Annotated in this window: 23 protein-coding genes; 13 read left to right on the plus strand and 10 right to left on the minus strand. The window is 43.4% G+C overall.

The window, feature by feature from the left end; all coding sequences use genetic code 11:
- The first annotated feature begins 404 nt into the window (after positions 1-404).
- Both R7Q41_RS08395 and R7Q41_RS08400 read left to right on the plus strand, forming a co-directional pair.
- Complete coding sequence (locus tag R7Q41_RS08395; protein ID WP_158173065.1) at positions 405-1,424, plus strand: TerC/Alx family metal homeostasis membrane protein; 1,020 nt, start codon at positions 405-407, stop codon at positions 1,422-1,424.
- Positions 1,425-1,703: 279 nt separating this feature from the next.
- Positions 1,704-1,895, plus strand: coding sequence for a hypothetical protein (locus R7Q41_RS08400; RefSeq protein WP_005376351.1), 192 nt, complete (start codon positions 1,704-1,706; stop codon positions 1,893-1,895).
- A gap of 186 nt (positions 1,896-2,081) precedes the next feature.
- Here R7Q41_RS08400 and R7Q41_RS08405 read toward each other — a convergent pair whose 3' ends face one another.
- The 4 genes from R7Q41_RS08405 to R7Q41_RS08420 form a co-directional block, all read right to left on the minus strand.
- Complete coding sequence (locus tag R7Q41_RS08405; protein ID WP_005376350.1) at positions 2,082-2,639, minus strand: PhnA domain-containing protein; 558 nt, start codon at positions 2,637-2,639, stop codon at positions 2,082-2,084.
- 289 nt (positions 2,640-2,928) lie between these two features.
- Entirely contained in the window at positions 2,929-3,138 is a 210-nt protein-coding gene (locus tag R7Q41_RS08410; protein WP_005376349.1) for a YgdI/YgdR family lipoprotein, read from the minus strand.
- A 136-nt stretch (positions 3,139-3,274) separates the two neighbouring features.
- A complete protein-coding gene (locus R7Q41_RS08415) occupies positions 3,275-5,683 on the minus strand; it encodes a VolA/Pla-1 family phospholipase (protein WP_086047414.1) in 2,409 nt (802 codons plus the stop codon).
- A 20-nt stretch (positions 5,684-5,703) separates the two neighbouring features.
- Entirely contained in the window at positions 5,704-6,939 is a 1,236-nt protein-coding gene (locus tag R7Q41_RS08420; protein WP_017821929.1) for an outer membrane protein transport protein, read from the minus strand.
- A 422-nt stretch (positions 6,940-7,361) separates the two neighbouring features.
- On the opposite strand from R7Q41_RS08420, the gene R7Q41_RS08425 reads away from it, so the two are divergent.
- The gene (locus R7Q41_RS08425) at positions 7,362-8,390 is read left to right on the plus strand and encodes a site-2 protease family protein (protein WP_047103591.1); all 1,029 of its coding nucleotides are present in this window, start codon (positions 7,362-7,364) and stop codon (positions 8,388-8,390) included.
- Positions 8,391-8,472: 82 nt separating this feature from the next.
- Here the strand turns inward: R7Q41_RS08425 and R7Q41_RS08430 are convergent, their stop codons facing one another.
- Positions 8,473-9,261, minus strand: a complete 789-nt coding sequence (locus R7Q41_RS08430) for a M48 family metallopeptidase (protein ID WP_017634168.1) — start codon at positions 9,259-9,261, stop codon at positions 8,473-8,475.
- 201 nt (positions 9,262-9,462) lie between these two features.
- Here R7Q41_RS08430 and R7Q41_RS08435 point away from each other — a divergent pair, with 201 nt between their 5' ends.
- The 5 genes from R7Q41_RS08435 to cutA all read left to right on the plus strand — a co-directional run bounded on the left by R7Q41_RS08435 (position 9,463) and on the right by cutA (position 12,508).
- A complete protein-coding gene (locus tag R7Q41_RS08435; protein WP_005376340.1) occupies positions 9,463-9,897 on the plus strand; it encodes a hotdog fold thioesterase in 435 nt (144 codons plus the stop codon).
- A 6-nt stretch (positions 9,898-9,903) separates the two neighbouring features.
- Positions 9,904-10,137 (plus strand): DUF3389 domain-containing protein, encoded by a 234-nt coding sequence (locus tag R7Q41_RS08440; RefSeq protein ID WP_005386281.1) that lies wholly within the window; start codon positions 9,904-9,906, stop codon positions 10,135-10,137.
- 79 nt (positions 10,138-10,216) lie between these two features.
- Positions 10,217-11,926 carry an SgrR family transcriptional regulator gene (locus R7Q41_RS08445; RefSeq protein WP_005386283.1) on the plus strand — a complete coding sequence of 570 codons (1,710 nt, stop codon included), beginning with the start codon at positions 10,217-10,219 and terminating at the stop codon, positions 11,924-11,926.
- A complete protein-coding gene (locus tag R7Q41_RS08450) occupies positions 11,910-12,161 on the plus strand; it encodes a hypothetical protein (protein WP_005376334.1) in 252 nt (83 codons plus the stop codon). The genes R7Q41_RS08445 and R7Q41_RS08450 overlap by 17 nt, the downstream gene beginning before the upstream one ends.
- A 14-nt stretch (positions 12,162-12,175) precedes the next feature.
- Positions 12,176-12,508: a divalent-cation tolerance protein CutA gene (cutA, locus tag R7Q41_RS08455; protein WP_005376332.1), complete on the plus strand. Its 333-nt coding sequence runs from the start codon at positions 12,176-12,178 to the stop codon at positions 12,506-12,508.
- On the opposite strand, the gene R7Q41_RS08460 is transcribed toward cutA, so the two are convergent.
- Positions 12,470-13,066, minus strand: coding sequence for a DUF2238 domain-containing protein (locus R7Q41_RS08460; protein WP_005376330.1), 597 nt, complete (start codon positions 13,064-13,066; stop codon positions 12,470-12,472). The two genes, cutA and R7Q41_RS08460, sit on opposite strands and share 39 nt — an antisense overlap.
- Positions 13,067-13,308: 242 nt before the next feature.
- On the opposite strand from R7Q41_RS08460, the gene R7Q41_RS08465 reads away from it, so the two are divergent.
- A complete protein-coding gene (locus tag R7Q41_RS08465) occupies positions 13,309-14,148 on the plus strand; it encodes an isopenicillin N synthase family dioxygenase (protein ID WP_005376329.1) in 840 nt (279 codons plus the stop codon).
- Positions 14,149-14,276: 128 nt separating this feature from the next.
- Entirely contained in the window at positions 14,277-14,897 is a 621-nt protein-coding gene (locus tag R7Q41_RS08470; protein WP_005376328.1) for a DNA-J related domain-containing protein, read from the plus strand.
- Positions 14,898-14,976: 79 nt separating this feature from the next.
- Here the strand turns inward: R7Q41_RS08470 and R7Q41_RS08475 are convergent, their stop codons facing one another.
- The 4 genes from R7Q41_RS08475 to tesA form a co-directional block, all read right to left on the minus strand.
- A complete protein-coding gene (locus tag R7Q41_RS08475) occupies positions 14,977-16,632 on the minus strand; it encodes an ABC-ATPase domain-containing protein (RefSeq protein ID WP_136977254.1) in 1,656 nt (551 codons plus the stop codon).
- 71 nt (positions 16,633-16,703) lie between these two features.
- Positions 16,704-18,617, minus strand: coding sequence for a sensor domain-containing phosphodiesterase (locus tag R7Q41_RS08480; RefSeq protein ID WP_017821934.1), 1,914 nt, complete (start codon positions 18,615-18,617; stop codon positions 16,704-16,706).
- A 181-nt stretch (positions 18,618-18,798) separates the two neighbouring features.
- Positions 18,799-19,998 (minus strand): enoyl-ACP reductase FabV, encoded by a 1,200-nt coding sequence (gene fabV, locus R7Q41_RS08485; protein ID WP_104976092.1) that lies wholly within the window; start codon positions 19,996-19,998, stop codon positions 18,799-18,801.
- 82 nt (positions 19,999-20,080) lie between these two features.
- Positions 20,081-20,683, minus strand: a complete 603-nt coding sequence (tesA, locus tag R7Q41_RS08490; protein ID WP_005376324.1) for a multifunctional acyl-CoA thioesterase I/protease I/lysophospholipase L1 — start codon at positions 20,681-20,683, stop codon at positions 20,081-20,083.
- Between tesA and R7Q41_RS08495 the strand changes: the two genes are divergently transcribed.
- The 3 genes from R7Q41_RS08495 (at position 20,682) to R7Q41_RS08505 (ending at position 25,622) form a co-directional block, all read left to right on the plus strand.
- On the plus strand, positions 20,682-21,374 hold the full coding sequence (locus tag R7Q41_RS08495) for an ABC transporter ATP-binding protein (RefSeq protein ID WP_005376323.1): 693 nt from the start codon (positions 20,682-20,684) through the stop codon (positions 21,372-21,374). The genes tesA and R7Q41_RS08495 overlap by 2 nt on opposite strands.
- Positions 21,374-23,830: an ABC transporter permease gene (locus tag R7Q41_RS08500; protein WP_213903789.1), complete on the plus strand. Its 2,457-nt coding sequence runs from the start codon at positions 21,374-21,376 to the stop codon at positions 23,828-23,830. Before R7Q41_RS08495 ends, R7Q41_RS08500 begins: the two co-directional genes overlap by 1 nt.
- 352 nt (positions 23,831-24,182) lie before the next feature.
- Entirely contained in the window at positions 24,183-25,622 is a 1,440-nt protein-coding gene (locus R7Q41_RS08505) for an FAD-dependent oxidoreductase (protein WP_213903788.1), read from the plus strand.
- Positions 25,623-25,627 lie beyond the last annotated feature (5 nt).

Below are 25,627 nucleotides of genomic sequence, written 5' to 3' on the forward strand. Positions count from 1 at the left end.
CCCCGTTAGGGCTCTAACCAATGAAGAGTTTGTCTTGATCCATTTGCTGCTTTTTGTCTGTTTACTAAAGTTCAGGTGGTTGAATCCATTTCTTTCTTTTTATAGTGCTTCCTGATTTTTGATAAGAATTTTATTTCGATAAGACAAGGCTTTTTTGTTGGAAAGCCTGACGCTCGGCGTTATTATGTCGGCGTTTGGGGAGTAGTTAGCGCAAGTTTACTTATCGTCATCTCGTTAAGCATCAGCTTATCCGGTAAGTAAAGGTGTTACGTGGTTCATTCACGTCAACACTTCAACGAGACCAACGCATTCATTGACTAGCAGCACATAATCGATATGTGGCTGTTGGTTGTTATTGTCTGCGGAAGGTCACCAAACGAAGTCCTTCCGCCATGGGAGGAAATATGTCTCTTATCGAAAATACCACCCAATTGAGCCAATCGGTGCCTCTTCAAGAATCATTAGCGATGTATGGTGCTTTTGGTTTATTTACCCTTGTTCTTGTTACGCTTGATATCTATCAAACACGTGGTGGCGCTATCACGATGAAAAAAGCCATCGTTTGGAGTGTTTTTTGGTTCTTGCTTGCCTTTGTTTTTGCAGGTTCTATTTATTTATTCTGGGACTTTTACACGCCACACAGCGCTTATACGAACGACAAAGCAACGATTTCATTCTTAACTGGTTACTTACTAGAGAAGTCGTTAAGCGTGGATAACTTGTTTGTGTTTGCCATCATCTTTGCACAATACAGTGTGCCGGAGCATTTGCGTCCGAGAGCATTGCTTTGGGGGGTGATAGGTGCGCTAGTTTTACGCGCTGTCATGATTGCGGTTGGTGCTCAGTTACTTGCACAGTATCACTGGGTATTGTACTTATTTGCTGCTTTCCTTATTTGGACAGGTGTTAAGCTAGCTCGCGACAAAGGCGAAGCAGAAGAGGTTAATCCATATCCGGAGCAGTTGATTCGAAAGGTATTGCCAGTTACAGATGACTACCAAGGAAATCACTTAATCTTAAAGCAAGCTGGTAAGTGGGTGGCAACACCGATGCTGATCGTTGTTGGTGTCATTGCAGTAATGGACGTTATGTTTGCGTTGGATTCTATACCAGCTATATTCGCGGTAACGCGAGAGCCATTTTTAGTCTTAGCCGCGAACGTATTTGCATTATTGGGTTTGCGATCGCTGTACTTTGTTCTTCAAGCAATGTTAGACAAGTTTGTATACTTAAAACCAGCATTATCAGTAATCATGATGTTTATCGGGGTAAAAATGCTATTGGTTGGAACAGAATATGAGATTCCTACAACATGGTCTCTCACATTTTTAGTTGTTGTGATGACATCGGCAGTGGTGGCATCACTCCTAAAAAATAAAGCGAAGCGTCAAACTAGCGTTAATATTACTAATCAAAAAATATAAAGTAAGCACAAAAATCAAAAGAAACAACGAAAAATATTGTTAAATATATGTTGTGAGCTAAGGGGCGATTATGCAGGTAATGTTCAGTTATTCAATGTAATTACAGCAATTGTGATTATTTATGCCGTTATTATTCATTTGTATTTTTGAGTTTTGTAATGAGTTTGTTTTATTAGAAATTCTAATTTGAATGGGTAAAATTTGTCATTTCTTAAACAATAAGAAACTGACTAATATACAACCAACTAAACAGACTACTGCTTTTAAAGAGAGGCAATCATGGCACAAGCAATGCAAATGACAAATGTAGCTTTACCAACCTCTATGGATAAGAAAACCTACGCGGTTAACTTCAAAGGACTGATTGCTCACTTACTGGACATTCTATTTGTAGATAACACTGCGCCACGCAGTTACTACGCAGAAGACTTGTCAGCACATATTCAAAAAGACATCGGTATGTACCGTTGATATTGAAATAGTGTAAGAAATACCGGCCTATGAGCCGGTATTTTTTTTATTTGTAAAACATGCCTACTCAACCTACGCCCTAGAAAAGAAACACTCTAGAGGAGGTAGACATGATAGTAGATTAAGTGTTGTATAGAAAAACGGGGCACCATTGGTGCCCCGTTTTGACATGACTGAAGTGCGATATTACTTCTTGCGGCAGTATTCTGCGATCACGTACATCGACTGACCACCATTTGCCTTACCCGAAACTAGCTTTGGATCATCGCCAAGGCTAATACCACGAATCACTGTACCTTGTTTGATTACTTGGTTAGTGCCTTTTACTGGTAGGTCTTTAATTACTGTTACATCGTCACCTTTCTTAAGTTCAGTGCCGTTACAGTCAACCGTTTTATCGTCAGCAGACATCCCTTTCATTGCCCAGTTCATTTGCTCTTCTTCCATGTACATCATGTCAAGAGCATCTTGAGCCCAGCTTTCTGTGTTTAGGCGAGTGAGTTGGCGCCATGCAGTCACTTGTACAGCAGGAACCTGGCTCCACATGCTTTCGTTTAGACAACGCCAGTGGTTAATGTCTTTTGGCTCATCGATCTCACCCAGACACTTATCACAAACCATGATGGCAGTATCAACCGTCACATTACCGTGAGGTGGGACAGCGTATGCAGTTAGTTGAGATTCAGAAGAACACAGTTCACATTTTGACTCGCAGCGCGCAAGCAGAGTAGCTTCAATAGACATAAGGACTCACCTTAGTAATGTTATTTTGTGGCGGTATTATCCACTTTATCCTGAGAAATAAAAGGGTGTTAGCGAATTAAAGATTAGATTTTACAATACTCCAACCTGATTAAGGTGAAGATGTAAAATATTCGCTAAATAAATAATACGGAAGTATAAAAGACACTATTAATTGTTTTGGTTTATGAATTGGTTGTGTCAATTTCTACAACGATTACAAACCTAAAAGAGGTAAATGTAGAGAGAGGGTGGCTAGAACATAGCCCTCTAATTTACAGAGGGCCTGTCGTTAACGTTCGACAATCTGGACAATTTGCTCTTTTGAAATACTCATTTCTTTACCATCCATGTCTTCATACTCGTACATACCCGTTTCCTCGTTCAGGTCTGGTTTACCGTAAGAGGTAATAATTTTCCCTTCATTTGTCGACATCAGATATTGGCTACTTCCGCATGCAGCAAGAAGTAATACAGTGGCAATAACAGTCAATACGCGCATAGAGTTTTCCTTTTAAACAAGTGAGTTAGGCAAAGACATCGTTTTAACTATAGCAGAGGAAATATGAGTGGGTTTGAATACAATTGAAATGAAAAAGCCCAGTAGAAACTGGGCTTTGGTAGGAACGGCGTTGCGATTACTTCAAAACAGAAGTGTTAGTGACACCTGTTAGTGCGTCATCCATTAAGAAGTCAGTGTTTTCCATCTGCATCTCTACATGATGATCAATATCAGACAGAGTGCCATTTGGCGAAGCAAAAGTACTGTGCGATGCAGTAGCATTAAACTGTACAAAGCTCGCAGTTGCATTCACAGTAGTGTCCGTACTGTTCACAGTCTTCAACCCTAGCTTATTAGCAAGCGGTTCAGTACCCGCGAATGGTGCATTTGGAACGCTGTTTGGTACTGTGCTATCGCCATCCACTTCTGTCATAAAGAATGGTGTCGTTAGCGAACCAGATGCCACTAAATCTGAAGCGTTTGTGAACGGATCGACAGTGTCTAGTGTAGTCTGTGCTGCATAGATAAATTGTGAGAAACCTGCTTCTAGCGCTGCTACTTGAGCTTCCGTTGCCGCAGCCTCAAATGCTTCGTAACATGTTTTATCTTCTAGATCCGCACATGATGCATCAGCGTAATTCGCATAGTCTTTTGATGCTGCATAAGCGAGGTTATGTTTGATCTGAGGGCCGTAATTGTCTGAACCCAGTAACAAATTACCAATTTGTCCACCAGAGTTCTGTACTGATGCAGAACTAAAGGTGTACAGTGCATCCGCAGTAGAGCTGCCCAATGTATTGTTTGCTGCTGCGACGGCAGATGTAGCGACAATACCGCCAAGTGAATGACCTAGCATTTTGACTTTTGAACCCGTCATTGGGTTGAAGCCTTGCAGAGGACCTCCAGCTAAAAGACCGCCTTGAGCAGATACTACCAAGCTAGCGCGCAAACCTAACACATCCAGAACACTTTGACGTAGGTTGTCACGCGCAACGGCTAAGTTGGAAAGATTTAGATAAGCCAGTACATTCGCATTTGCGGAACGTTGTTCATCTAAGCTGCGCGTACCATGAATAGGTAAGTCAATAGCGATAACTGCCACACCTGCTTTTACCATATTGAACGCGAACGCGTACGCATTCTCTTTCGCAGAGGTGATGCCGTGTTGATAAATCACAACGTCTGTCGCGACGCCAGATTTAGGTGTGAAGACCAGTACTTCGACATCTTCAACCGATTTCACTACGGGAACAGGCGAGTAGCGAGTAATAATACGCTCACTATCAAGCTGGGTACCATCGGTAAGAGTAAGCTTAGCTCCAACAAGTTTTAGCTGCTCTGTAGGATCTGTAGCAAGCTTTGTCACATCAACAGGATCATTTGCAAAAACGCCTGTTGATAGCTGCTGAACCATGTTTGCTTGCTCGTTCGGATCCGCTAATGCTGCGCTTAGCTTCGCTAGGCTTGGCATCGCAGATACCATTGGTTGCATGTTCCAGCTTGCGCCTTTTTCCAAGTAATGAGGCAGTCTTACCACACCTTGTGTCACGCTTACATCGGCACCTGATTGCATGTAAAGGCCTTTAATTGCCGTTTTAGCTGCGTCTAGATCGCTAATGTATTTACTAAAGTCATCGTCAGAGTCTAGCGCAGTGCTAAAGTCTTGGGTTTCACCGAGCGTTATTGTGTAGGCCGTTGATAAGTCTACTGAACCTTCGTTTGAGTCATTTTTGTAAACGGTATTTAGTGTGTTTGCGCCAGTAGAAAAACCAGTAGCGGTTACTCCTTTGACTGCCGCTAACGTATCACCTACAGACTGGGTACTGAACCATGAGGAGTAAACGATGTCGTTAGGGTCAACTTGAGCTAGACCAAAAATGCCTTCAACCGCCTGAGTGACTGCTTGAACAGAAGCAAGGTCGCCAGTTTCATAAACGATTTCTTTCGATTTAACTGTCGCATAACTTGCTGATGTACCAATTGGCTCACCATTCACGTCAGTAACATCTTGTGTAACCGCAAAAATGTACTCGCTTGACTCATCAAGTGCAGCCAAGAACTGGATGTATAGAGAGCTACCTTTTGCTTGAACTACGTAGTCCTGATTCTGAACGAGTACCTCTTCGATTGGGTTAGATTTACCGTCCCACTCGGTTAAGCGTTGGTTAATCTTGATGACTTTAACACCAGACGACAGCATGCCCGTTGCAAAACCGTCGCCGTTGAAGTTAAGAACGATTGGCATAGACGTTGACCATCCATCCATCGTGTTCATTGAGGCTCTAGGGTTGGTTAAAGCATCATCGCCATCAGTTGGCAGACCAAGCGTACCATCGCTTGTGTCCATTAATAAGTAAGACGGTGCCGGTACATCTGCGTTCGCTCCTTGAAGCGTAAAACTGATGGATGTTTCGCGATCAAGCAATGCTTGGACTTCATCTTCAAATTGAACTTTGTCGGAAGTACCAGAGCTGGAGGTATCATCACCACAACCAGCAAGAAGGATTGCAGAACAAAGCATTGATAATTTAAACGTGTGTTTCATTGGTTTACTCCGTAATCCCATTATTTGAAGGTGTAGTTCATCTGTACCGCGCTGATGTAAGCAGTACCTTCTGAGTCAAACTTAATCTCTTCACCCAGAGCATTTGTCTCAGTGAAAGAGCCTGATTTACTCTTAACAAGTGCAAAGCCTGCATCGAAAGTTAAATTCTCACTCATTGCGTAAGTTAGGCCCGCGCTGTACCAAAAACGGTCACTGTCAGGGATACTCAATGTCGCTTCACCTGCTTGTTCGTCGTACGCAAAGCCTGCACGGAATGTCCAGTCTGTATTAAGTATGTAAGTTGCACCAACGGAGTAGCGATTGTTGTCTTCATATTTCTCAGGTTTAAAGAAACATACTCCGTCATTACATTCGTTACTGGTCGCTTTTAGTTCTTTAAATGTGCTCCAGTCGGTTTGTTGCCAGCCGTAATGTACAGCCCATTGTTCATTCAGTTGATGGAAAGCCGATAATTCGATAATTGAAGGGAGAGAGATTTTTAAACGGCCATCAACTTTTGGTGATGAAGCTCGACCAGAGTCGTAACTACTAAACTCACCGTCATCAAAATCTAGATCAACCTTAGAGCGGTAGCCAAAGCCAAAACGGTTGTTTTCATTTAGCTCAAATAAAGCGCCGACATTCCAACCCCAAGCGAAAGTTTCACCTTCCATGCCGACAAGGTTATCGGACTTATTACCACCTAAAATACCGGCGAGTGCGCCTTTGTGACGAGTCAGCTCTGCTTCAGCGTATACTAGGTTGATACCACCACCGACACTGAAAGACTCGTTGATACGGTAAGCGACATTAGGGTTGATGTTTACTGAAAGTAGGGAAGTGTCACCCGCCATATCACCTGCGGAAATATCATTTGGATAGTCAGTGGCAACACCGTATGTTGTGAACATACCGATGCCCCAGGCCCAGTTATCATTGATAGGGCTGATGTAATAACCTGCTGGCACGATCTGTAAAGGGGCGACATCTTTCGCGTGTTCATTGTTTACAGTGTCGTACACATCGACTTCAGGGTCGATGATAGATAACGCGCCCGAAAATTGAGCTTCTTTGAAAAGTGTCATTGCTGCAGGGTTACGAGCAAGGACGCTGGCATTATCTGCAACAGCCCCTTCACCTGAAAATGCTCGACCAAGACCAGATGCCGAATGTTCAGCTACCTGGAAGCCCGCTGAGTGGGCATTACACGCAAACAATATTGAAATTGTAAGCAGAGAGCAGTGCTTCTTGTTCATCCTTGACCCTCCTAGGGTGTCATAATGCTGGACCGAAGTCCTTGTAATTGTTGTGTGGTACTTACACCAATTGTTAATACGCGAAATACAACGATGATGTAAATGTAATGTTAATTGTATGTTTAATAACTTGTCAAAGTTTGAGCGTATTTTGCGTTTTAAATATGATGCATAGGTCAAACGATGGCTTGTAAGGGCATGTATTATCGTTATATTTTTGAAGAGAATGGTACGACCAGAATTGTTTTGCGAGCTTTATAGTTAAATAACGATCAAATCAAGAGATAGCTCGCTTTGCTGTTTCTTCACTTCACAGGCATAATTCGCGCTCGCTATGTAGTTATTCAATAGACGCAATAGGAACCGCATTGGAATTACTGAATGTTGAATTTTTAGGTCGTTCGCTAAGGCTCGAAGGATCGATGGCTGGGTGGCAGCAGTTATATTGGGATAATACGTTGGTGTCTCAAATCGATGCCAGTGACAATACCGCAGAGACTTGTCTACACCAGTTTAGGCTCTCTGCGGGTGAGGAAATCCTGAACTGTCATTTAGAGTGTTCTTTAACATGGCAACCGTTTGAATTGAGTTACAAGGTCACAATTAACGGTGAGCTCGTCAACGAAGGTTGTCGAAATGAAAAAGACATCGAGCGCCAAGTGCCAGAAGTTACGCCACCATCCGAAAAGCGTTTAAGTATAATAGGTCTCGTATCTCTTGGGATGAAAGCACTTAAAAGTGCGAAAGTTATTAAAGTGGCGTTAGCGTCTGCAAGTCTCGCTGCATATTCTTGGCTATTTTCCATCGAGTTCGCGCTAGCGTTGATCGCTTGTTTGGTTTTTCATGAATATGGTCACATTAGAGCGATGAAGTATTTTGGAATGAAGACCAAAGGAATCTATTTGATTCCATTCCTAGGTGGTTTGGCGCTAAGTGACGAAAAGATAAACACGCGCTGGCAGGATGTGGTTATCTCAATCATGGGACCATTTTTCGGTTTAGTACTTAGTATTGTTTTTACTTTGCTTTATTGGATGACTGGTGAGGTGATCTTCGCTGGGCTTGCTGTGTTTAACGCCTTGCTAAACCTATTTAATCTGCTGCCTATTTTACCATTAGATGGTGGCCATGTGCTCAAAAGTATTACCTTCTCAATGAACACTTGGGTCGGGTTAGTTGGCAGTATTGCGACCGCTTTATTAGGCATTTTTATCAGTTACTATTTCGGTCTGACGTTGCTAGGGTTTTTATTGTTAATGGGAATGTTGGAAGTGGTGATGGAATGGAGAGCTCGACATCAAAGCCATTTATTGCCATTAACCCGTTATGGGCAACTATTTTCACTTGCTTGGTACTTGGTCTCTGTCGGAGGTTTTGTTTCTATCATCTGGTATTTTGCCACTCTCGGAGATAGTTTGTTAAGTTTGCCGCTACAGATATTGGGCACTTGATTAGAATCATTAAAAAGCTCCCTAGGGAGCTTTTTTATTTGGCAAGCTTAAGTAGTAGACGATAGTAGCAAGTAGCAATGAATTAGCCACATCTTGGTGCTTTCGCGTTATACGCAGGTAGCTTATTTATGGTTGCTTGTAAATCTTTAATGCGCGTACTGTGCGATGGGTGGGTTGAGAAGAATTCAGGTGGTTGAGAACCACCTGATGCAGCACTCATATTTTTCCATAAATCGACACTTTGACGTGGGTCGAAACCTGCTTTTGCCATGAATTCCAGCCCGACAATATCAGCCTCGGATTCCTGAGTACGACCGTATGGCAAGATAACACCGTATTGAACACCGACACCAAGTGCCGCCATCGTCATTTGTTGATACTGTTTGTACTCGGAAGCTCCAATGGCAACGTTTGCTAGAGACAACCCGGCATTTGCTAACTGACTTTGTGAGAGACGTTCATTACTGTGGTCAGCGAGGACGTGAGCGACTTCGTGACCAATGACTGTTGCCAACTGATCTTGGTTTTTCGCGACATCTAAAAGCCCGGTATACACGCCGATCTTCCCACCTGGTAGAGCAAACGCATTGACTTGTTCACTATCAAAAACAACGACTTCCCAGTCTTTAAATCCAGATTGAGCGGGAATGGTGTCAGTGATGTGTTTGGCAACGCATTGAACGTAGGCATTCGTTTTGCGATCTTTGCTGATTGGGATATCTTTCTTCATTTGTTCGAAAGATTTAGCGCCAAGCGATGACATTTCCTGATCTGAAAACATCAGGATCTGGTTGCGACCCGTCGGTGATGCGCTACACGCTGTTAAACCCGCGATAGTTAAAAGAGCAGAGGCTTTCATCCATACCTTCATAACAGGCTCCATTTAATTTTTTGTTTTGAAGCAATAGTATATACCCAAATAGTAACATGATGCATGGATCAAGTTATTCATCTGATTAATAAAGAAGGTGAGATGTTACGTCTTGAAGTTATGCCCAAGTAGCGTCTATGCTAGCTTCCTAGCACATCGTTACAACCTAACAAACCAGTTTGTGAAACTAAGAGTAAAACAATGAGTATATGGAAAAAGCCCGTAAGCATAGAGATTCTGAATGCCACGTCAAAAAATACCCTGATCGAGCACCTACAAATTAAATATACAGATTTCACTGACGACTCCCTGACAGCAACCATGCCCGTATGCAGCTTTACTCATCAACCTTTAGGAATGCTTCACGGTGGTGCATCAGTCGTGCTCGCAGAAACATTAGGCTCATTGGCTGCAAACTTCTCTGTCGATGAGGGCAGCTACTGCGTCGGTTTAGATATTAACGCGAACCATGTGCGAGCCATGCGAAGTGGTCATGTGATTGGTACGGCAAAACCGCTTCATCTGGGTATTTCAACGCAAGTGTGGCAAATCGATATCACTGATGAGCGAGGCCGTTTAGTGTGTACCAGTCGCTTGACCATCGCTGTGAAACAACACAAAACAAAGTCGGTATAAACTAAGATGGTGATTGAGTTTTCATTAGGAAAAATCATTGCAACCCAGCGTGAAATAGTGATTAAGCTCTCCGGCAGTGCAATGGTAACCTTGCAAGCGCAAACCGATGCAATTCAGTTGCTGGGTAGAGGAGCGAACGTTGTTTTATCTCATGGAGCAGAGTGCAAATGGTCTATCAAGCTGGACAACGAGGTACAACTGGCTGAACTTTCGCGAGAAATTGGTATCGATATTCAATAATTTATAGTGTGATGTTTGCACTTTTTGGAAAAAATGAGGAAACTTAGCTTATCGACAACAAGATAAGAATTTCCTCTTTATGAGTAGCCCTCGTTTACGTGTTCAGTTCGAAACACTGTTTGAAAAATTTTCCGGTCACGATACGGACGTTCAGCTCGAAGACATCACCGAAGCGTTGTTTTGTACACGTCGTAATGCTCGTATTGTTCTAAATAAACTTGAAGAAGAGGGCTGGATTGAGTGGCATCCGGCAGCGGGTCGAGGAAAACTTTCGAAACTCGTTTTTAAACGTAATCGAAGCGACGTCAGCGAAAACCTCGCCAGGCGTTATCTCGATGAAGGGAAAATCGGTCAGGCTCTAGATGCGCTTGATAACGATGCGGCACGATTGACGCAAGTTATCCAAGGTTATTTAGGGCTTCAGCATCGACAGGGCGAGCAGGTCGTGCGTTTGCCTTATTATCGACCATTGTCAATGTTAAACCCGCAGAAACCGATGCGGCGTTCTGAACAGCACATCGCCAGACAAATTTTTAGCGGACTCACTCGCCTTGATGAAAATGAACAACTTCAACCAGATTTAGCCCACACGTGGGAAGCAATTTCTGATACACATTGGCGTTTTTATCTTCGTCGTGGAGTACGCTTTCATAATGGTGAACCGTTAACAACCAGTTGTGTTCTTGAGAGTGTGCTTGCGTTAAATGGCTTGAACTTGTTTTCTCACATAAAGCGGGTGTCTTCACCACAAGAGTGGACCGTTGATATTGAGCTCGTCCGTCCTGATCGCTACCTTCCTCTGGCTCTGAGTGAGTCGCAAGCAAAAATTTTGCTACCGAGTGCTTTGCGTTCTGAAAGCTTCGATAGACAACCGATAGGGACAGGGCCGTTCCAAGTTAAAATGAATGATGATAAGCGTCTTATTTTGACTGCTTTTGATGGCTACTTTGGTTTTCGCCCTTTACTTGACCAAGTGGAGGTGTGGGTAATCGATGAAGCCTATTCTTCAATGGTTTATCCAAGCCTGTCAAAGCCGAAGATGGATAAACAAGGTTCATCCGATGAAGTAGAGCTAGACCCTGGCTGTACATTCCTATTACTAAACAAAAACACCGGAATTGCAAAAGATCCACGTTGGGCAGAGTTCCTCTCGCAAACCCTCAACAGTCACCAGATTTACGCGCATGTTCCACAAGATAAAGTGATGGAACTGGGAGTATTGCAAGCCTTTGGCCTTAAGCCCGGTTGGATTGACCTCAGGCCAGCGGAAGCGGGCAGCGTACCACAGGCTAATAAGGTAATTTCCGTAGCGTATCAGAAAAAGCATCCGATGTTTCCAGTAGTTGCCAAGGCCATCAAGACACTCTTAAAACCGCACGGTATAGAGGTTGAGTTTATTCGTTATGATTCTCAACCGCCCGCGCCTGAGGAAGTGGATATCTGGGTGAAAGCTATGGGCATTGCAACGAACCGAAATGACGCGTTGGCGGGCTGGCTCCTGGATTACAGTGATATTGAGAAGTTCAGTTCAGGTTACGATTTTAGTGAATGGGCTAAACTTGTCGATCAATGGCGTGCCGGCATGCACACAGACTTTCCTGCGCGTGAGCTAGGACGACAGTTAGTAAAAAGCTGTCAGGTGATTCCTATGTTTCACTGCTGGCTAGGCGTGAATAAAGACCACAGCGGTGCGTTACAAAATGCAAAGTGTAATGCCTTAGGTTGGTTTGATTTTAATAATGTATGGGTCAAACCGGATATAGAAAGTAACCATGGCGAAACCGAATAAAAAACAACCGACGAAAACCGTCGATATCTTTTGCTCTAAATGTAAAACTCAACTATTTAAGTACCGTAAAGGCGGGAAAGGCGCACTGGTTAAATGCTTCAAAGAGCGCATTGTTGACGATTTCACACAAACCCCATGTATTTGCCCCGCTTGCGGACAAGAGTTTGCAAGAGATACTTTAGTAAGAGGAACCCCCGCTTACAAAATGATTGGCGGCAAAGTGACGATGAAATAATAAAGGGCTAGAAAATGAGTATGAAACATGACTATTGCATGGTTTTAAGTACAACCAGTAATGAAAAAAATCGAGATCAGATCATTAAAGGTTTGCTAGATGCTCAATTAGCCGCGTGTATTCAAACGATGCCTATTGAAAGTCACTATGTGTGGAAAGGGGAGATTTGTACTGACAACGAATGGTTGCTGGTGATCAAAACTCGTCGAGAACTTTATGAATTGGTGGAAGAGAAAATAGAAAACCTGCACGAATACGAGGTAGCTCAAATCGTACAGGTTCCAATTGTTGATGGGTTTAACCCTTATTTAGAATGGTTGAGAGAATCGACGTTGAGCCGACATTAAGAATAACGACAACACTGCACCAACGGTATCGCACAACATATCTTTCTGGGCGTCCCATATGTCACCTTGCGAGCCCAGAAAGGCAATTCCCTCATCGCCACCAGCCAACTCCGCATACCACCATTCGATAATCTCATAGCCAGCAGCAAGTGACATGATAGCAAACAAAGCAAACCAGCAAGAGAACGCTTTGTTGAACCGTTTTTTGTTTATCAAGTATTCAGCGATCGGATATGCGTAAAGGCCAATTGAAAAGTGCGCAACGCGATCAAAATTATTTCGCTCTGAACCAATCATGTCGTTAAACCAGTCAAATGGCACTTCGGAGAACGTATATTTCGCACCGATAGTGTGCAAACAGAGCCAGATGAACATTAAAAAGTAAGCCGTATTACTGAACTGATAGCGAATCGAAATCGCCCAAATAGCAACAAGAATACCAATCGCCGGGATAATCTCCGCAAACCAAACTGCGCGTGAGTTAGGTTCCAACGCAGAAAATAAAAACACGATGGCATAAAAAATCGTTAATCCTAAGAGTGTCGAGGTGCTTTTCATAGAGTTACTTGATCCTTCAATTTATCTTACAGTGGGACTCCATAGATTGTGTTAATGATTGCACTTAATTGAACGCTGTGCAATTGATATTTTAATGGGTTTTTTGATCACTGAAAATGTTGATTTATTGGCAAACTGCTCAACATTAAAACGTTTGCGCGTGCAGTTTTCATTAAAGTTTGATTTACAACATGCCCATCCATAGAATCCATGATTCAGTCTAATAAAAAAGAAGTAAAGCCATGAAACTGGAAACTGTCGATTATCTTGCTGACGATGCTGCTCAACAGTTCGTTACCTCTCTACGCGAAACGGGGTTCGGTGTGTTGAAAAACCACCCGATTCCACAAGAGCTTGTAGAGTCAATTTACAAAAACTGGCATGAGTTTTTCTGTTCAGATCAAAAGAATGATTTTCACTTTAACGTAGACACCCAAGATGGCTACTTCCCACCTTCAGTGTCTGAAGTGGCGAAAGGGCACAAAGTGAAAGACATCAAAGAGTACTTTCATGTTTACCCTTGGGGGCAGATCCCAGAGCAGCTTAAAGCTGAAATCTTAGAGTACTACGAGCGTGCCAATGCATTTGCTCAAGAGCTATTAGGTTGGGTTGAAGCGTACGCACCTAAGGACGTTCAAGAGAAGTTCTCTATCGCGTTGTCAGAAATGATCAATAACAGCGACAAAACATTACTACGCGTGCTTCACTACCCACCGATGACAGGCGAAGAAGAGCCCGGCGCTATTCGCGCTGCTGCGCATGAAGACATTAACCTGCTAACGGTTTTGCCTGCTGCCAATGAGCCTGGACTGCAAGTAAAGAGTAAAGAGGGTGATTGGATCGATGTACCATGTGACTTCGGAAACTTAATCATCAACATTGGTGATATGCTTCAAGAAGCGTCAGGTGGTTATTTCCCTTCAACGACTCACCGTGTAATCAACCCTACGGGTGGCCGTCAAGAAAAGTCACGTATCTCATTACCGTTGTTCCTGCATCCAAAGCCGGAAGTGGTGTTATCTGAGCGCTACACTGCACATAGCTACCTTATGGAACGTTTACGTGAGCTAGGGGTTATTTAACCTTTACGTGATCTCCTTACAAAGGCCGATGGTGAATGACTATCGGCCTTTTTGCATTTATGCTACAAAGTGGAAACTATGTTTTTTGTGCCGTGAATGGGGCCCTAAACTCGTGTCAGAGAGGATGAATGGAAGGACAACGTACTGTCAATAGTATTGAGCCTCATGCAATAGAAAATCCGCTGCTTTGGCCAATGCTAGAAATTCTGAGAAAACAGCCCTCTAATTGGAAAGTGCACACCTTGGCAAGCTCGTTGGGTGAACAAGGTTATATTTCAAAGCTGGACGACTCTCCCGATAAGGATTTATTCAAAAGAAATTTCCTGATCATGAATGCATTATATCAACTGCAAGACACTCTGTATCCGGATAGTTGGCTTCAAGTCGAAGCCATGGATATTCAGCTCATGTCTTCGATGGAAGCTTTGAGGCATAAGATCGATATTCATGATCCTTTGCGTGAGTATTACTTAGATTGGCGCAATTACGAAGCGGACGAAGATGAAGTGCGTCGACTGTTGAATGAATTTTGGACAACTTATCAAAAGTTCATCGGTGGTTCGTCAGTAGCCAGCGTAGATAAGACAAAGGCACTGTCACTATTTGAACTTAACACTGACGCTACGCCTGCGGAAATTAGAAAACAATGGCGAAAACTCGCGCTTCGTTGGCATCCTGATCGAGAAAATGGCGATGCAGAAAGATTTAGAGTTCTTTGTGAAGCGTGGAATGTACTGAGAAACGAATGATTCGCTAAGAATAAAGATAAAGGAAGGCAGCTAACTATAGCTGCCTTTTGATTGAACTGTCTCTGTCAGCGTATCAAAACTAGCATGATGACTTAAACTGAGATTTTCGCATGCGGTTGAGGGCAGCCATAACGTCTAGTGTGCGTGGTTTGGCTAAGTCGCCTTGCTTAGGAAGAGCGGCATGCCACTCACCAGACAGCATTTCTTCAATCTCCTTCGCCGGATGATTACACCAACCTGGAAGTTGAGCAATTTGGAACCATAACCAGCCAATTGTGTTGACTTCATCGGCTGACTCTATCTGTTCCAAAGCGCTAAGATCAGTAAACTCTTTACCAAATCGAAGTGACTCTTTGCCTTTCGCATTCACACGGAACTTGCCGTCAGTCAGAATATTCATCAACGCAACGCGGTTCAGTGCTCGAGGTGGGAAGGTCTGTAAACGTTCTTCTGACTCGTTATGGCGTTGAGTAGGATGCTGAGCGATAACTTCTTTCGCTTTTTCAGTCACATCAACGGCTTGGTAGTCGTGCATTTGAATGACGGTATCGGCAACGTCTAAGTAGTCGCCCGACCCACCCATAACGATAATGGTAGAGATATCAAGATCATCTCGTAATTGACCAATGCGGTCGACGAGAGGAGTAATTGGCTCATCACCTTTTGCCACCAATGCCTGCATACGCTCATCTCTAATCATGAAGTTGGTAGCAGAAGTATCTTCATCAATCAATAATGTGCTTGAACCCGCTTCAATAGACTCTTGAAGCCAAGCGGCTTGCGACGTTGAGCCTGATGCGTCTTGAGTAGAAAAGTCCGCCGTATCTTTACCCATTGGTAAATGGTTGATGTAGTTCGACAGGTTCAAGTGGTGTACGCATCGGCCATCTTCGGCACGAATCTTCATAGCCTTGTTATCGGCAACAATGTATTCGCGACCATCTCCTGGAATATGATCGTAAATTGAACGCTCTATTGCATTTAATAAGGTAGATTTACCGTGGAAGCCACCACCTACAATCAGTGTGATACCTTTTGGAATTCCTAATCCTGTGACATGGCCCTTGTTTGGCGCATGTAAAGTGACTTGTAGAGATTCAGGGGCTTTAAACTCAACGGCTTCTTTCATTGGAAGGTCGCAATTACCTGCAATTCGAGGAAGAATACTGCCGTTTGCGACAAACGCGACTAAGTTATTGGCCTCTAACTGTTCTCGTAGGGCATCTTGGTCTTCAACAACTTGGCAGTGCTTAATTAAAGCGGCTTTGTCGAGTTCACGCTCTAAAGTTGCTCGACGGATAAACTTAGGCAGGTGGAAAGTCAGTATGTTGTTGGCTTTTTTCCCCAATACTGAACGACCTTCCGCTGGTAAGTTAACTCGAAAACGCAGTTCAATACCTTCTTCAGTAAACAACACCGCGGTGCTATCCAATACAGTTTGGCCTGTCAGTGAAATTGATACTGAGTTTTCTTGTTTAGCAAACTGTTCAAAACTACGCGCAATAAAATCACGTGCAGCTCTTTGAAATGCAGGAGACTCGTCTCTTAGCCACTCAAGACCAGTCAAAGACCATGCGCGAGTCGCACGAAAACGTGACGCCGATGCATAAGGGTCACCCTGTACATGATCGATAAACAAAGTGAAATCAGTGAAGTCGTATCGACCTTTGATTTGCTGATAAGCTCGGTAGTTCTGCTTTTCAATTTTCTTAAGCGTGGCAGTCAACTGATCCATGAAGATATTGGCCTTTTAATAGAAGCGGGCGGCGATTATAGAAACCACCGCCCTCATAGTAAAGAGAATGCTTAGGAAGAGTAGGCGTATTGCCCGCCAGAAAGGCGCTGATTAAACAAACTTTGCTCAAATTCATTACAAGGCATAGGTTTACCATAAAGAAAACCTTGTCCGATATCACAACCCTCACCAATAAGAAACTGCTCTTGTTGGTGGGATTCAATGCCCTCGATCACTACTTGGAGTTCCAGTTTTTTTGCAATGTGTATGATTGAACAAATGATCTCGCGATCATCATCTGACTTTTCCATTTGCTGGACGAAGCTTTTATCAATTTTGATGGCATCAAACGGATATTTCTTTAAATAGCTGAACGAGGCATATCCTGTACCAAAATCATCAAGTGACAATGTCACACCTAGTTTGTGCAACTTATTTAACGTTGTGCGTGCTACTATTTCATCGGCAATTAGAGCGCTCTCGGTTACTTCGAGTTCGAGAAAGTGTGCTGGCAAATGGAAAGTGTCGAGTAGGTGTTGCACTTGTTCTGCAAAATTTACGTTTTGTAATTGAATGGGAGAAACGTTGACGGCAATTTTGAAGTTATCGATTAACTCAGACCATTGTTTCGCTTTGTCTATCGCGGTACGCAGAACAAAAGAGCCAACTTCAAAGATAAGCCCGTTTTGTTCGGCCATATGTATCAATGCTTCGTTGGAAACGTCGCCAAGTATTGGATGTCTCCAACGAAGCAAGGCTTCTGCGCCAATCCATTTACGTGTTTTGGAGTCTACTTGAGGTTGAAAGTACAACACTAAATCGTCGTTACGCACTGCTTGTAAAAGGTAACTTTCCAGTTCATTGTGACTATTGAGATCCGCCGAATGATTTTCTCTAAAATAACTAAAAGGTTCGCCGGATTCTTTACATAGAAGCATCGCGTAACATGCATGTTGAAGGATACGCTTAGCATTGCTGCAATCTTTGTAAGCTTGAACTATACCGATATACGTGTGCAAATGTATTTCTGTTTTGTTGAAGACAAATCCATCTACGCTAATTTTAGTGATATCATCTAATAGTTGATTTAACCGAGCTTCAATATCCTCTCCCCAAATCAATAAAACCATGTCATTCGAACTTGGTCTACCAGTGATAAATCCGCTAGCACCGTGTCTGGTTAATCTGGAGTGAAATTCTTTTAAAATGTTGTCAAAGACCTCGAACCCGTGCCTGGTCTGAATACTGCGAGCGTTACTAAAACCAATGTTGATGACCACAAGCGATTGCTGATCACTATCAAGGGACTGTAAGGTGTATTGGACAATGTTCTCAAGTGCAGAACGATTTAGAAATCCAGTTCCCTGATCATGTGTTTTTTGGTAGCTCACTTGTTTTTCCGCGGCTTTACGGCGATCAATTTCTTGTGTTAAGGAGTAACTTAACTGGGCTAAATCCGTGGTACGATTTTCAATTCGACTCTTTAGCTCGGTGTTAAGTCGCTGAAGTTTATGTTGTTGGTACACAACTGAAAGCTGTGCTTCGATTGAATCTTTGAAAGTTTCAAGCAACTGACGGTAACTATCGTTGTACTCGTTTCTCTCAGAGTCAAGCATACAGATTGTTCCAAATGACTCCCCATTTGGCCAGAATAGCGGTAAGCCGCAATAAGAAATCATGCCTAGTTTGATGTCTGGGTTATTTTGCCATTCTTCATCTTCAAGCGCATTGGGGATTACAAGCTCGCCTTTCTGTTCTATAACTTGCTCGCAATACAAACCGTTACCAAGCTGCTCTGCATCGCCAGTACGATAAGGATTACCTAGAGTTTCGCTAGATGTATTTACTTCTATGCGATCCGGATGGATACGCATAATTAATGTGGTGGGTACGTGTGTTATTTGAGCCAGTAAGTTGACGATTTCTTGCCAACTTCTTCGCATAGACTCAGGGATTTCGTAGTCTAATGTTTGCAATCTCCCCATATAGGTCATCCTTTACGTGGTTTCACTTCCTGTGAATTTAAAAATGCAGACTGCTCTATTTTGTTCTCGCTTTTTAATTAAGTATAGGGTGGCTAGGGCTCGAAACAAAAAAAAGTCCTGAAAAGTGTTCAGGACTAGGAATAGTTGTCACATATCTCATCCTTGAAACAGGTAACAAGCATCAAGGCTTAAGCGACATTAACGATTCAATAGAAATGTCTTGCGAATAGTCGACATCTTCAAAGTTAAAGCCATTGAGCTTCATAAACTCATCTTTAAAACCTTTGTAATCACCAATCTCTTTAAAGTTATCAGCATTCATCTGTTCTAAAAGAGCGTGGACTTCTTGTTGAACTTGCGGTTCAAGTTCCAAGTCATCTATTCGAATCAAGCGTTCACCGTCAACTGGCACTTTCTCTTGATCGTATAACTTCGTAGTAAACAGTCGCTGCATTTGTTCAATACAGCGTTCGTGAGTACCTTTTTCCTTCATCACTCTATAAAGCGCTAACAGGTAGGGACTTAGCGCAGGGATGAATACACTGGCTTTCGTCACCAACGCCTTACACACGGTTGCGTAAGCACCGCCGTCAAAGTTGGCGAGTTTGAGGTTTAATGAATGACTGGTTTGGTGTAAATCGATTTTCGCTCGACCTAACGTACCATCGAGATAAATTGGGTGCGTAATGTCAGGGCCCATGTAAGAAAAGGCGATGGTTTTGCAGCCGTTTGCAATAGAGTCGTTATTGATGAGTGTGTCAATCCAGCTTTCCCAGTCTTCGCCGCCCATTACTTTAATGGTGGCATTGGCTTCCTCTTCTGTTGCAGGCGTTAAGGTGGTTTCTATCCACTTATCGTTCTCCAGCATGATAGAAGCGCCAGTGACAGGTTCACCAATCGGTTTAATGACACTGCGCCAAAACTCATCAGATTCAGGTTTAGGTCGAACACCGGTTGCCAAGCTATAGATGACTAAGTCAACTTCACCCTCAAAGTACGTTTCAATGGCTTCAATCACTTGATTGCGCACCGAACCAGAGAATGCATCGCCAACAATATTTATTGCGGTACGCCCGGCTTGATTTGCTTCCTTCTTAAAAAAGACGTTGTTATACCAACCCGCACTCCCAACCCCTTTCTCTGAAGGGCCACGCTCAAATGAGACGCCAATGGTATCGGCGTTAGCGCCACCGAACGTTAGGGCTATTCGGGCCGCTAGGCCGAAACCAGAGGAGGCACCAATAATCAAAACCCGTTTTGGGCCTTTTTTGATCTGTGGGGCGCGTTTTACGTATTCAATTTGCTCTTTAATAGATGCATGACACCCTTTGGGGTGCGCAGAGCGAGCAACAACACCTTGAATTAACGGTTCTATTCGCATGTTGTTATCTATCCTCGATGAGTGGAATTGAAAATAGATTAACGTAAAGTTACGTAAAACTTATTGAGCTAGACCATTAAAATTAGAGATGTTTAATTAATTCTTGAGCAACGAAATCAGCGATCCAAGGTTGTGCATCTGGTTTTGGGTGAAGGCCATCATCCATCATCCATTCTGGTTTGGTGACAACATGCTCTAAGAAGAATGGCATCAAGGCAACTTGTTGATGCTGTGCAAGCTTAGGGTAGATATCGTAAAACATATCGCTATAGCGCTTACCATAATTAGGTGGAACCCGAATTTGCATCATGACAACGTCCGCACCAGAATCTTTTATCATGGTAATCATTTTTGAAAGATTCGACGTAATAAGTTTAGGAGGGAAACCTCTTAGGCCATCGTTGGCACCTAACTCAATAAGTACCATGTCAGGGCTATGCTGAGTTAGCAACTGAGGTAACCGTGCTAAGCCATTGCCGGTTGTATCGCCAGAAATGCTGGCATTAATAACTGTTACATCTTGACCATGTTCTGACAACGCATCAGGGAGTAAGCTAGGCCAACTCTCTTCGATCGGCATCTGATAGCCTGCACTCAAGCTATCACCCAAGACAAGTAGCTTTTCGCTCGCATGTGCAGTAGCGGAAAAACAAAAAAATAGAACTAAGGAAAGTATACGAATCATGCAAACACCTGTACTTAATGCACCTATTGTTCAAGCCAATTTGGTTTCTAAACAAGTCTCTACTAATCAAGAACAATTAACAATCCTCAAAGACGTAAATGTTGACATCCGAAAAGGAGAAAAAATCGCCATCGTCGGAACTTCCGGTGCAGGTAAGTCAACATTGATGACGTTGCTAGCTGGTCTTGATACGCCGACATCAGGCGAAATTACTTTATTAGGTCATGAATTATCAAAACTGGACGATGAAGCACGTGCGAAAATTCGGGCTGACTCTTTAGGTTTCGTTTTCCAAAGTTTCTTGTTAATCCCGAGTTTGAGTGCATTACGTAATGTCACGCTTCCTTGTCTTTTACGTGGTGAAGCCGAAGATGAAGCAAGAGCAGCGGAATTATTAGCTGCTGTTGGATTGGAAAAACGTGTCGACCATTTACCAAGCCAGTTATCTGGTGGTGAACAACAGCGAGTTGCGCTAGCGCGTGCATTTATGACACAGCCTGAGCTGTTGTTCGCAGACGAGCCTACCGGCAATCTTGACCATCAAACCGCAGACAAAGTGATTGAGCTGCTATTCGATCTTAATGAACAGCACGGGACAACTCTGATTTTAGTAACACACGATGGTCATCTAGCAAGCCGATGTGACCGTATCTATCGTATGGAGGCGGGTGAGCTTAAGGAGGAGATATAATGTCTGCAGTATCATCAAGTGAAGCAACATCCACAGAGCAAAACAGTACAACACAGCACTCGTCGAATAAAAGTTTGATACGCTGGAGTTTCGGCGAAATAAGGCAGGGGAATCTTTGGCCTATTAGCGTTGCTCTTATTCTCGTGATTGCGAGTATCTTTGCGCTTTCTGCATTAGCAGAACGAATGGAGCAGGTGATCGTCAAGCAGGGGAAGGACGCATTAACGGCAGACGCGGTGTTTGTGTCTGCTAATCCCATTCCGGACACGTTGTTAGCCTCGACTGAAAGCCTTGAACGTTCGACGATGACACGCTTTGCCACTATGGCATTTAGCGATAATGGTATGCAGCTTATTTCTGTAAGGGCGGTGGATGATAATTACCCTTTAATGGGAGAGCTCGTTCTTGAAAATAATCCAGCCGGTCGCGTTAAAGAGAACCAACTCTGGCTTGATGAGCGGATTATGACTCAACTAAGCGTAAAGTCAGGTGACAGTGTCACGATAGGCGATGCCGAGTTTACTGTATCAGGCGCAGTATTGATGGAACCAGGCTTGAGCTTTAATCCATTTCAACAAATGCCTTCTGCATACATTCATCAAAGTGACGTAGATAAAACAGGAGCAATTCAAGTTGGGAGCCGAGTTCAATACCGTCTGTTTTTACAAGCCGATGATAAAACACTAAAGAGCTTACAAGATGATACGCAGCTTTCTCCGAGCGATCGCTGGCGCACGCAAGATACTGCCAGTCGTAGTAATGAGTTTTTTGAACGCACGACGCAGTACCTGTCTTTGACCGTAGCGATTGTCATCATTATGGCGGCGACAACATTGGTTCTTACTTGTCAAAATTACGTGAACAGCCGGACACAAACTATCGCGATGTTGAAAAGTCTTGGTGCGAGCCGCCGATGGATTGAAAAGTGGTTATTTATTCAAGTCACAATCCTTCTCATTAGTGCCAGTGTCGTCGGTCTATTGTTAGGGAGCGGGCTGGAATATTTATTACGCATTCCACTCAAAGACTTATTACCCGATCCACTCCCTAGTTACGGTGTCACACCATTTTTGGTGGCATTTATCTCAGCAGTCTTGATTACGGTGCCTGCTCTCGGTATACCATTGTTAGGCTTGATTAAAACTCCCGCGTTAGAAGTGCTACAGCAGGGTAAAGCGCAACGTTCTTGGAAGCGAATGTTACTTGTTCTAGTTCCCGTTGTTCCACTGCTTTTACTGTATGCAGATAACACCTTAGTTTGGATCGTGCTCACTGGTATAGCGGTACTGTTTGTGGTACTCGCAGCAGTTAGCGTCACACTCACAAAGCTGTTTGCACGTGTGTCAACCCATCCTGCAATGAAGCTTGCGTTGAGTCGTATCAACCGGACGCCAGTAACCAGCGGTCTACAGTTTGGTGCTTTGGCATTATCTTTGATGTTGCTGTCTATCATTTGGCTTGTGCGCAGCGATATTCTCGCTGATTGGGAGAGAACCTTACCTGCAGACGCGCCAAATGTGTTCGCTTTAAACATTGGTGATTATGAGCTCGATAGCTACCTAGAAACCCTAGATAAAAATGGAGTTACGCGGTCACAAGCTTATCCAATAATTCGTGGACGACTAACAGAGATCAACGGTCAAAACGTCAAAGAGGTTGAGTACGAAGGAGAAGGTTCTGACGCGATACGTCGAGAGCTAAACCTGACATGGGGAGATAGCCTACCAGAATATAATGATGTGCTTTCGGGTGAATGGACAAACAAAGGGAGTGTATCCGTAGAAGCGGATGTAGCAAATGACTTAGGCATCAAACTCGGTGATACGCTGCGCTTTGTAATAAACAGTCAGAATTACGATGCAGTAGTAGATACCATCCGTTATGTCGAATGGCGTGACATGAAGCCTAACTTTTATTTTATTTTCTCATCTGACGTGATGGCTAATTTACCTGGTTCTTACCTCATCAGTTATAGGATTGAAGAAGGAAATGAAGCGTTGTTGACGTCAATGTCACGTGCTCACCCAACGGTCTCTGTTTTAGATATCCGAACTATGGGCGAGAAAATTCAGGTTTTGATTCAGCAAATCGTATCAGCAATCACCATCCTTGCTCTTTTAGGCGTTGTTGCTGGTCTGCTGCTCATCTTTACGCTACTGAGGTTAAGCTTGTCCCAACGTCAACAAGAGATTCGTTTGTATCGCACATTAGGTTCAAGTAAGAAACGGATCAACACAACCCTGTGGGCCGAGTACGGAATTATGGCGTTGATTGCTAGTGGTGTTGCGGTATTCGCTGCGGAAATTTGTGTGGCCGCAGTCATGACATATGGGTTCGATCTCAATGCACAAATTCACCCCGAATTGTGGATAGCTTTACCGCTTGCAACATTTGTTACGTTGGCACTTGTAGTGATGAGTTTGTTGAAAAGATTGTTAACGCCAGTAAACACTTAATCGCAGCGAGTGTTATCAAATTTGGAACACTCCATGACACTTTTATTTTAGTTATCCACAAAAACAGTGGATAACTTTTGGGATAACTAAATGGTGTAAAAAGTGGGGTGTTTCTGCAGGCTTTGCGCCATGGGTCTTACAGTGAAATTCTTATTCACATAGACACAAAAAAGTGTCTTCTTAACCATGTCGTCAAGTACTTTTTCGCAAATTTTTTCTACTTTAATGCACTTTACAGGCGCTGTTGGATATTTCGCAAACCCATGAACTTTTTGTGATTTTAATCAAGTCCAAACACGAGTAGAATCCATCGTTAGTAAAGAATTTTCCTTATAAAATTTTTAGTGAAGCAATGAAGTCTGAGTTTCCAAGTTATAAAGATAAGCATATCGCTGTTGTTGGTGGCGGTGTAGCAGGTGCAACAGCAGCAATTCATTTTGCGGAGCTGGGTTTTAAAGTTTCCGTAATAGAGAAGGGCGTATCACTAGTAAATGGTCCACCCATTTGTCATTTGCATGCTGGTGGTAATTTATATCGAGAGATTTCCCAGCAACAATGCTTAGACTTGTTAGCACAATCTATTGATACTGTTCGCCTGTATCCGCTTTCACTGAATATTCGTCCGACAATCATCGCGGTTCCTCATTCCGATGGTGGAGACCCATCCACACTAATTCCGCGATTAGAGGTTGTGAAAAGTGCTTATCAGACGCTCGTTGATAAAGATCAGAGTAATAAAGTGCTCGGCGAACCAAGCGAATACTACAAACTGTATTCAAAAGCGGAGCTAGAAGCTCTCGCGCAACGTACTCAACCAAGTCATCCTACAAACTTCGATGAGTGGTGTATTCCTTTTGCTCAACATGCTGATCTTGAAGCGCTAAAGTATCCTGTTGTCGCAGTTCAAGAATATGGTTGGAGTGTTTTTCGCCTCGCTGCAATTGCCAACTTAACACTAGATACGCTTCCTAATGCTTCAGTCTTCACACAAGCAACGTTCAAGCAAGCCGATTGGATGGGGGAACACTGGCAACTTGGCTATGAACGTGAAGGTATCGATTACCTGATGACATGCGACTACTTGGTTAACGCGTGTGGCTTTGAAACAGGCTCAATTGACAACACAGTTGGTGCCAAGCGAGACAGGTTGGTGGAGTTTAAAGCCGCTTACGTTACGAGGTGGGCAGACTGTCAACAACAATGGCCAGAAGTTATTTTTCATGGCCCGCGTGGAACCGATAAAGGAATGGCTCAATTGACGCCTTATGGCGATGGTTACTTTCAACTTCATGGTATGACAAAAGGAATCACGCTGTTTGAAGATGGTTTAGTGGAGAGCACGAACTCATCTGCTCAACCTGAACTGCCTATGCCTTTACTCTCGAAGATCCGTAACGGCTGGAGAGAAGAAGTGTTAGAAGAGCGAACGAACAACGCCATCAAACACATGGCGCAGTTTATTCCCGACTATCACTCTGCTGTAAAAGGAGGAAAAGCATTATTTGGCGCTCAGCAAATTCCCGGAACAGATCCAGTACTCAGAGCGGCAGATGTGACTTTTGAAGATAACCACTACGCGAGAATAGAGGTGGTAAAAGCGTCATCGACACTACTCGCAGCGCAAAAAATGCTTCAATTCTGGTTTGACATCGATCCTAACCAAAATGTGGAAACACAGCATCCGGTCGCTGTAAAGTGGTCTGAACAAGAGGTCGAGCAGTACGCGATTAAACTCACTCAAGAGCGAGGCTATCCACAAGCTTTAGCAGTGCGTTATGGTATGCCTGCATAATCGGC

Origin of the sequence: Vibrio sp. 2096 (assembly GCF_033339595.1) — a bacterium.
Classification (GTDB): domain Bacteria; phylum Pseudomonadota; class Gammaproteobacteria; order Enterobacterales; family Vibrionaceae; genus Vibrio; species Vibrio alginolyticus.

Bases quoted from the DNA above. Each gene is read 5' to 3' on its own strand.
- R7Q41_RS08395 (WP_158173065.1), top strand. From the start codon at position 405: ATGTCTCTTATCGAAAATACCACCCAATTGAGCCAATCGGTGCCTCTT.
- R7Q41_RS08400 (WP_005376351.1), top strand. From the start codon at position 1,704: ATGGCACAAGCAATGCAAATGACAAATGTAGCTTTACCAACCTCTATG.
- R7Q41_RS08405 (WP_005376350.1), bottom strand. From the start codon at position 2,639: ATGTCTATTGAAGCTACTCTGCTTGCGCGCTGCGAGTCAAAATGTGAA.
- R7Q41_RS08410 (WP_005376349.1), bottom strand. From the start codon at position 3,138: ATGCGCGTATTGACTGTTATTGCCACTGTATTACTTCTTGCTGCATGC.
- R7Q41_RS08415 (WP_086047414.1), bottom strand. From the start codon at position 5,683: ATGAAACACACGTTTAAATTATCAATGCTTTGTTCTGCAATCCTTCTT.
- R7Q41_RS08420 (WP_017821929.1), bottom strand. From the start codon at position 6,939: ATGAACAAGAAGCACTGCTCTCTGCTTACAATTTCAATATTGTTTGCG.
- R7Q41_RS08425 (WP_047103591.1), top strand. From the start codon at position 7,362: ATGGCTGGGTGGCAGCAGTTATATTGGGATAATACGTTGGTGTCTCAA.
- R7Q41_RS08430 (WP_017634168.1), bottom strand. From the start codon at position 9,261: ATGAAGGTATGGATGAAAGCCTCTGCTCTTTTAACTATCGCGGGTTTA.
- R7Q41_RS08435 (WP_005376340.1), top strand. From the start codon at position 9,463: ATGAGTATATGGAAAAAGCCCGTAAGCATAGAGATTCTGAATGCCACG.
- R7Q41_RS08440 (WP_005386281.1), top strand. From the start codon at position 9,904: ATGGTGATTGAGTTTTCATTAGGAAAAATCATTGCAACCCAGCGTGAA.
- R7Q41_RS08445 (WP_005386283.1), top strand. From the start codon at position 10,217: ATGAGTAGCCCTCGTTTACGTGTTCAGTTCGAAACACTGTTTGAAAAA.
- R7Q41_RS08450 (WP_005376334.1), top strand. From the start codon at position 11,910: ATGGCGAAACCGAATAAAAAACAACCGACGAAAACCGTCGATATCTTT.
- cutA (WP_005376332.1), top strand. From the start codon at position 12,176: ATGAGTATGAAACATGACTATTGCATGGTTTTAAGTACAACCAGTAAT.
- R7Q41_RS08460 (WP_005376330.1), bottom strand. From the start codon at position 13,066: ATGAAAAGCACCTCGACACTCTTAGGATTAACGATTTTTTATGCCATC.
- R7Q41_RS08465 (WP_005376329.1), top strand. From the start codon at position 13,309: ATGAAACTGGAAACTGTCGATTATCTTGCTGACGATGCTGCTCAACAG.
- R7Q41_RS08470 (WP_005376328.1), top strand. From the start codon at position 14,277: ATGGAAGGACAACGTACTGTCAATAGTATTGAGCCTCATGCAATAGAA.
- R7Q41_RS08475 (WP_136977254.1), bottom strand. From the start codon at position 16,632: ATGGATCAGTTGACTGCCACGCTTAAGAAAATTGAAAAGCAGAACTAC.
- R7Q41_RS08480 (WP_017821934.1), bottom strand. From the start codon at position 18,617: ATGGGGAGATTGCAAACATTAGACTACGAAATCCCTGAGTCTATGCGA.
- fabV (WP_104976092.1), bottom strand. From the start codon at position 19,998: ATGCGAATAGAACCGTTAATTCAAGGTGTTGTTGCTCGCTCTGCGCAC.
- R7Q41_RS08495 (WP_005376323.1), top strand. From the start codon at position 20,682: ATGCAAACACCTGTACTTAATGCACCTATTGTTCAAGCCAATTTGGTT.
- tesA (WP_005376324.1), bottom strand. From the start codon at position 20,683: ATGATTCGTATACTTTCCTTAGTTCTATTTTTTTGTTTTTCCGCTACT.
- R7Q41_RS08500 (WP_213903789.1), top strand. From the start codon at position 21,374: ATGTCTGCAGTATCATCAAGTGAAGCAACATCCACAGAGCAAAACAGT.
- R7Q41_RS08505 (WP_213903788.1), top strand. From the start codon at position 24,183: ATGAAGTCTGAGTTTCCAAGTTATAAAGATAAGCATATCGCTGTTGTT.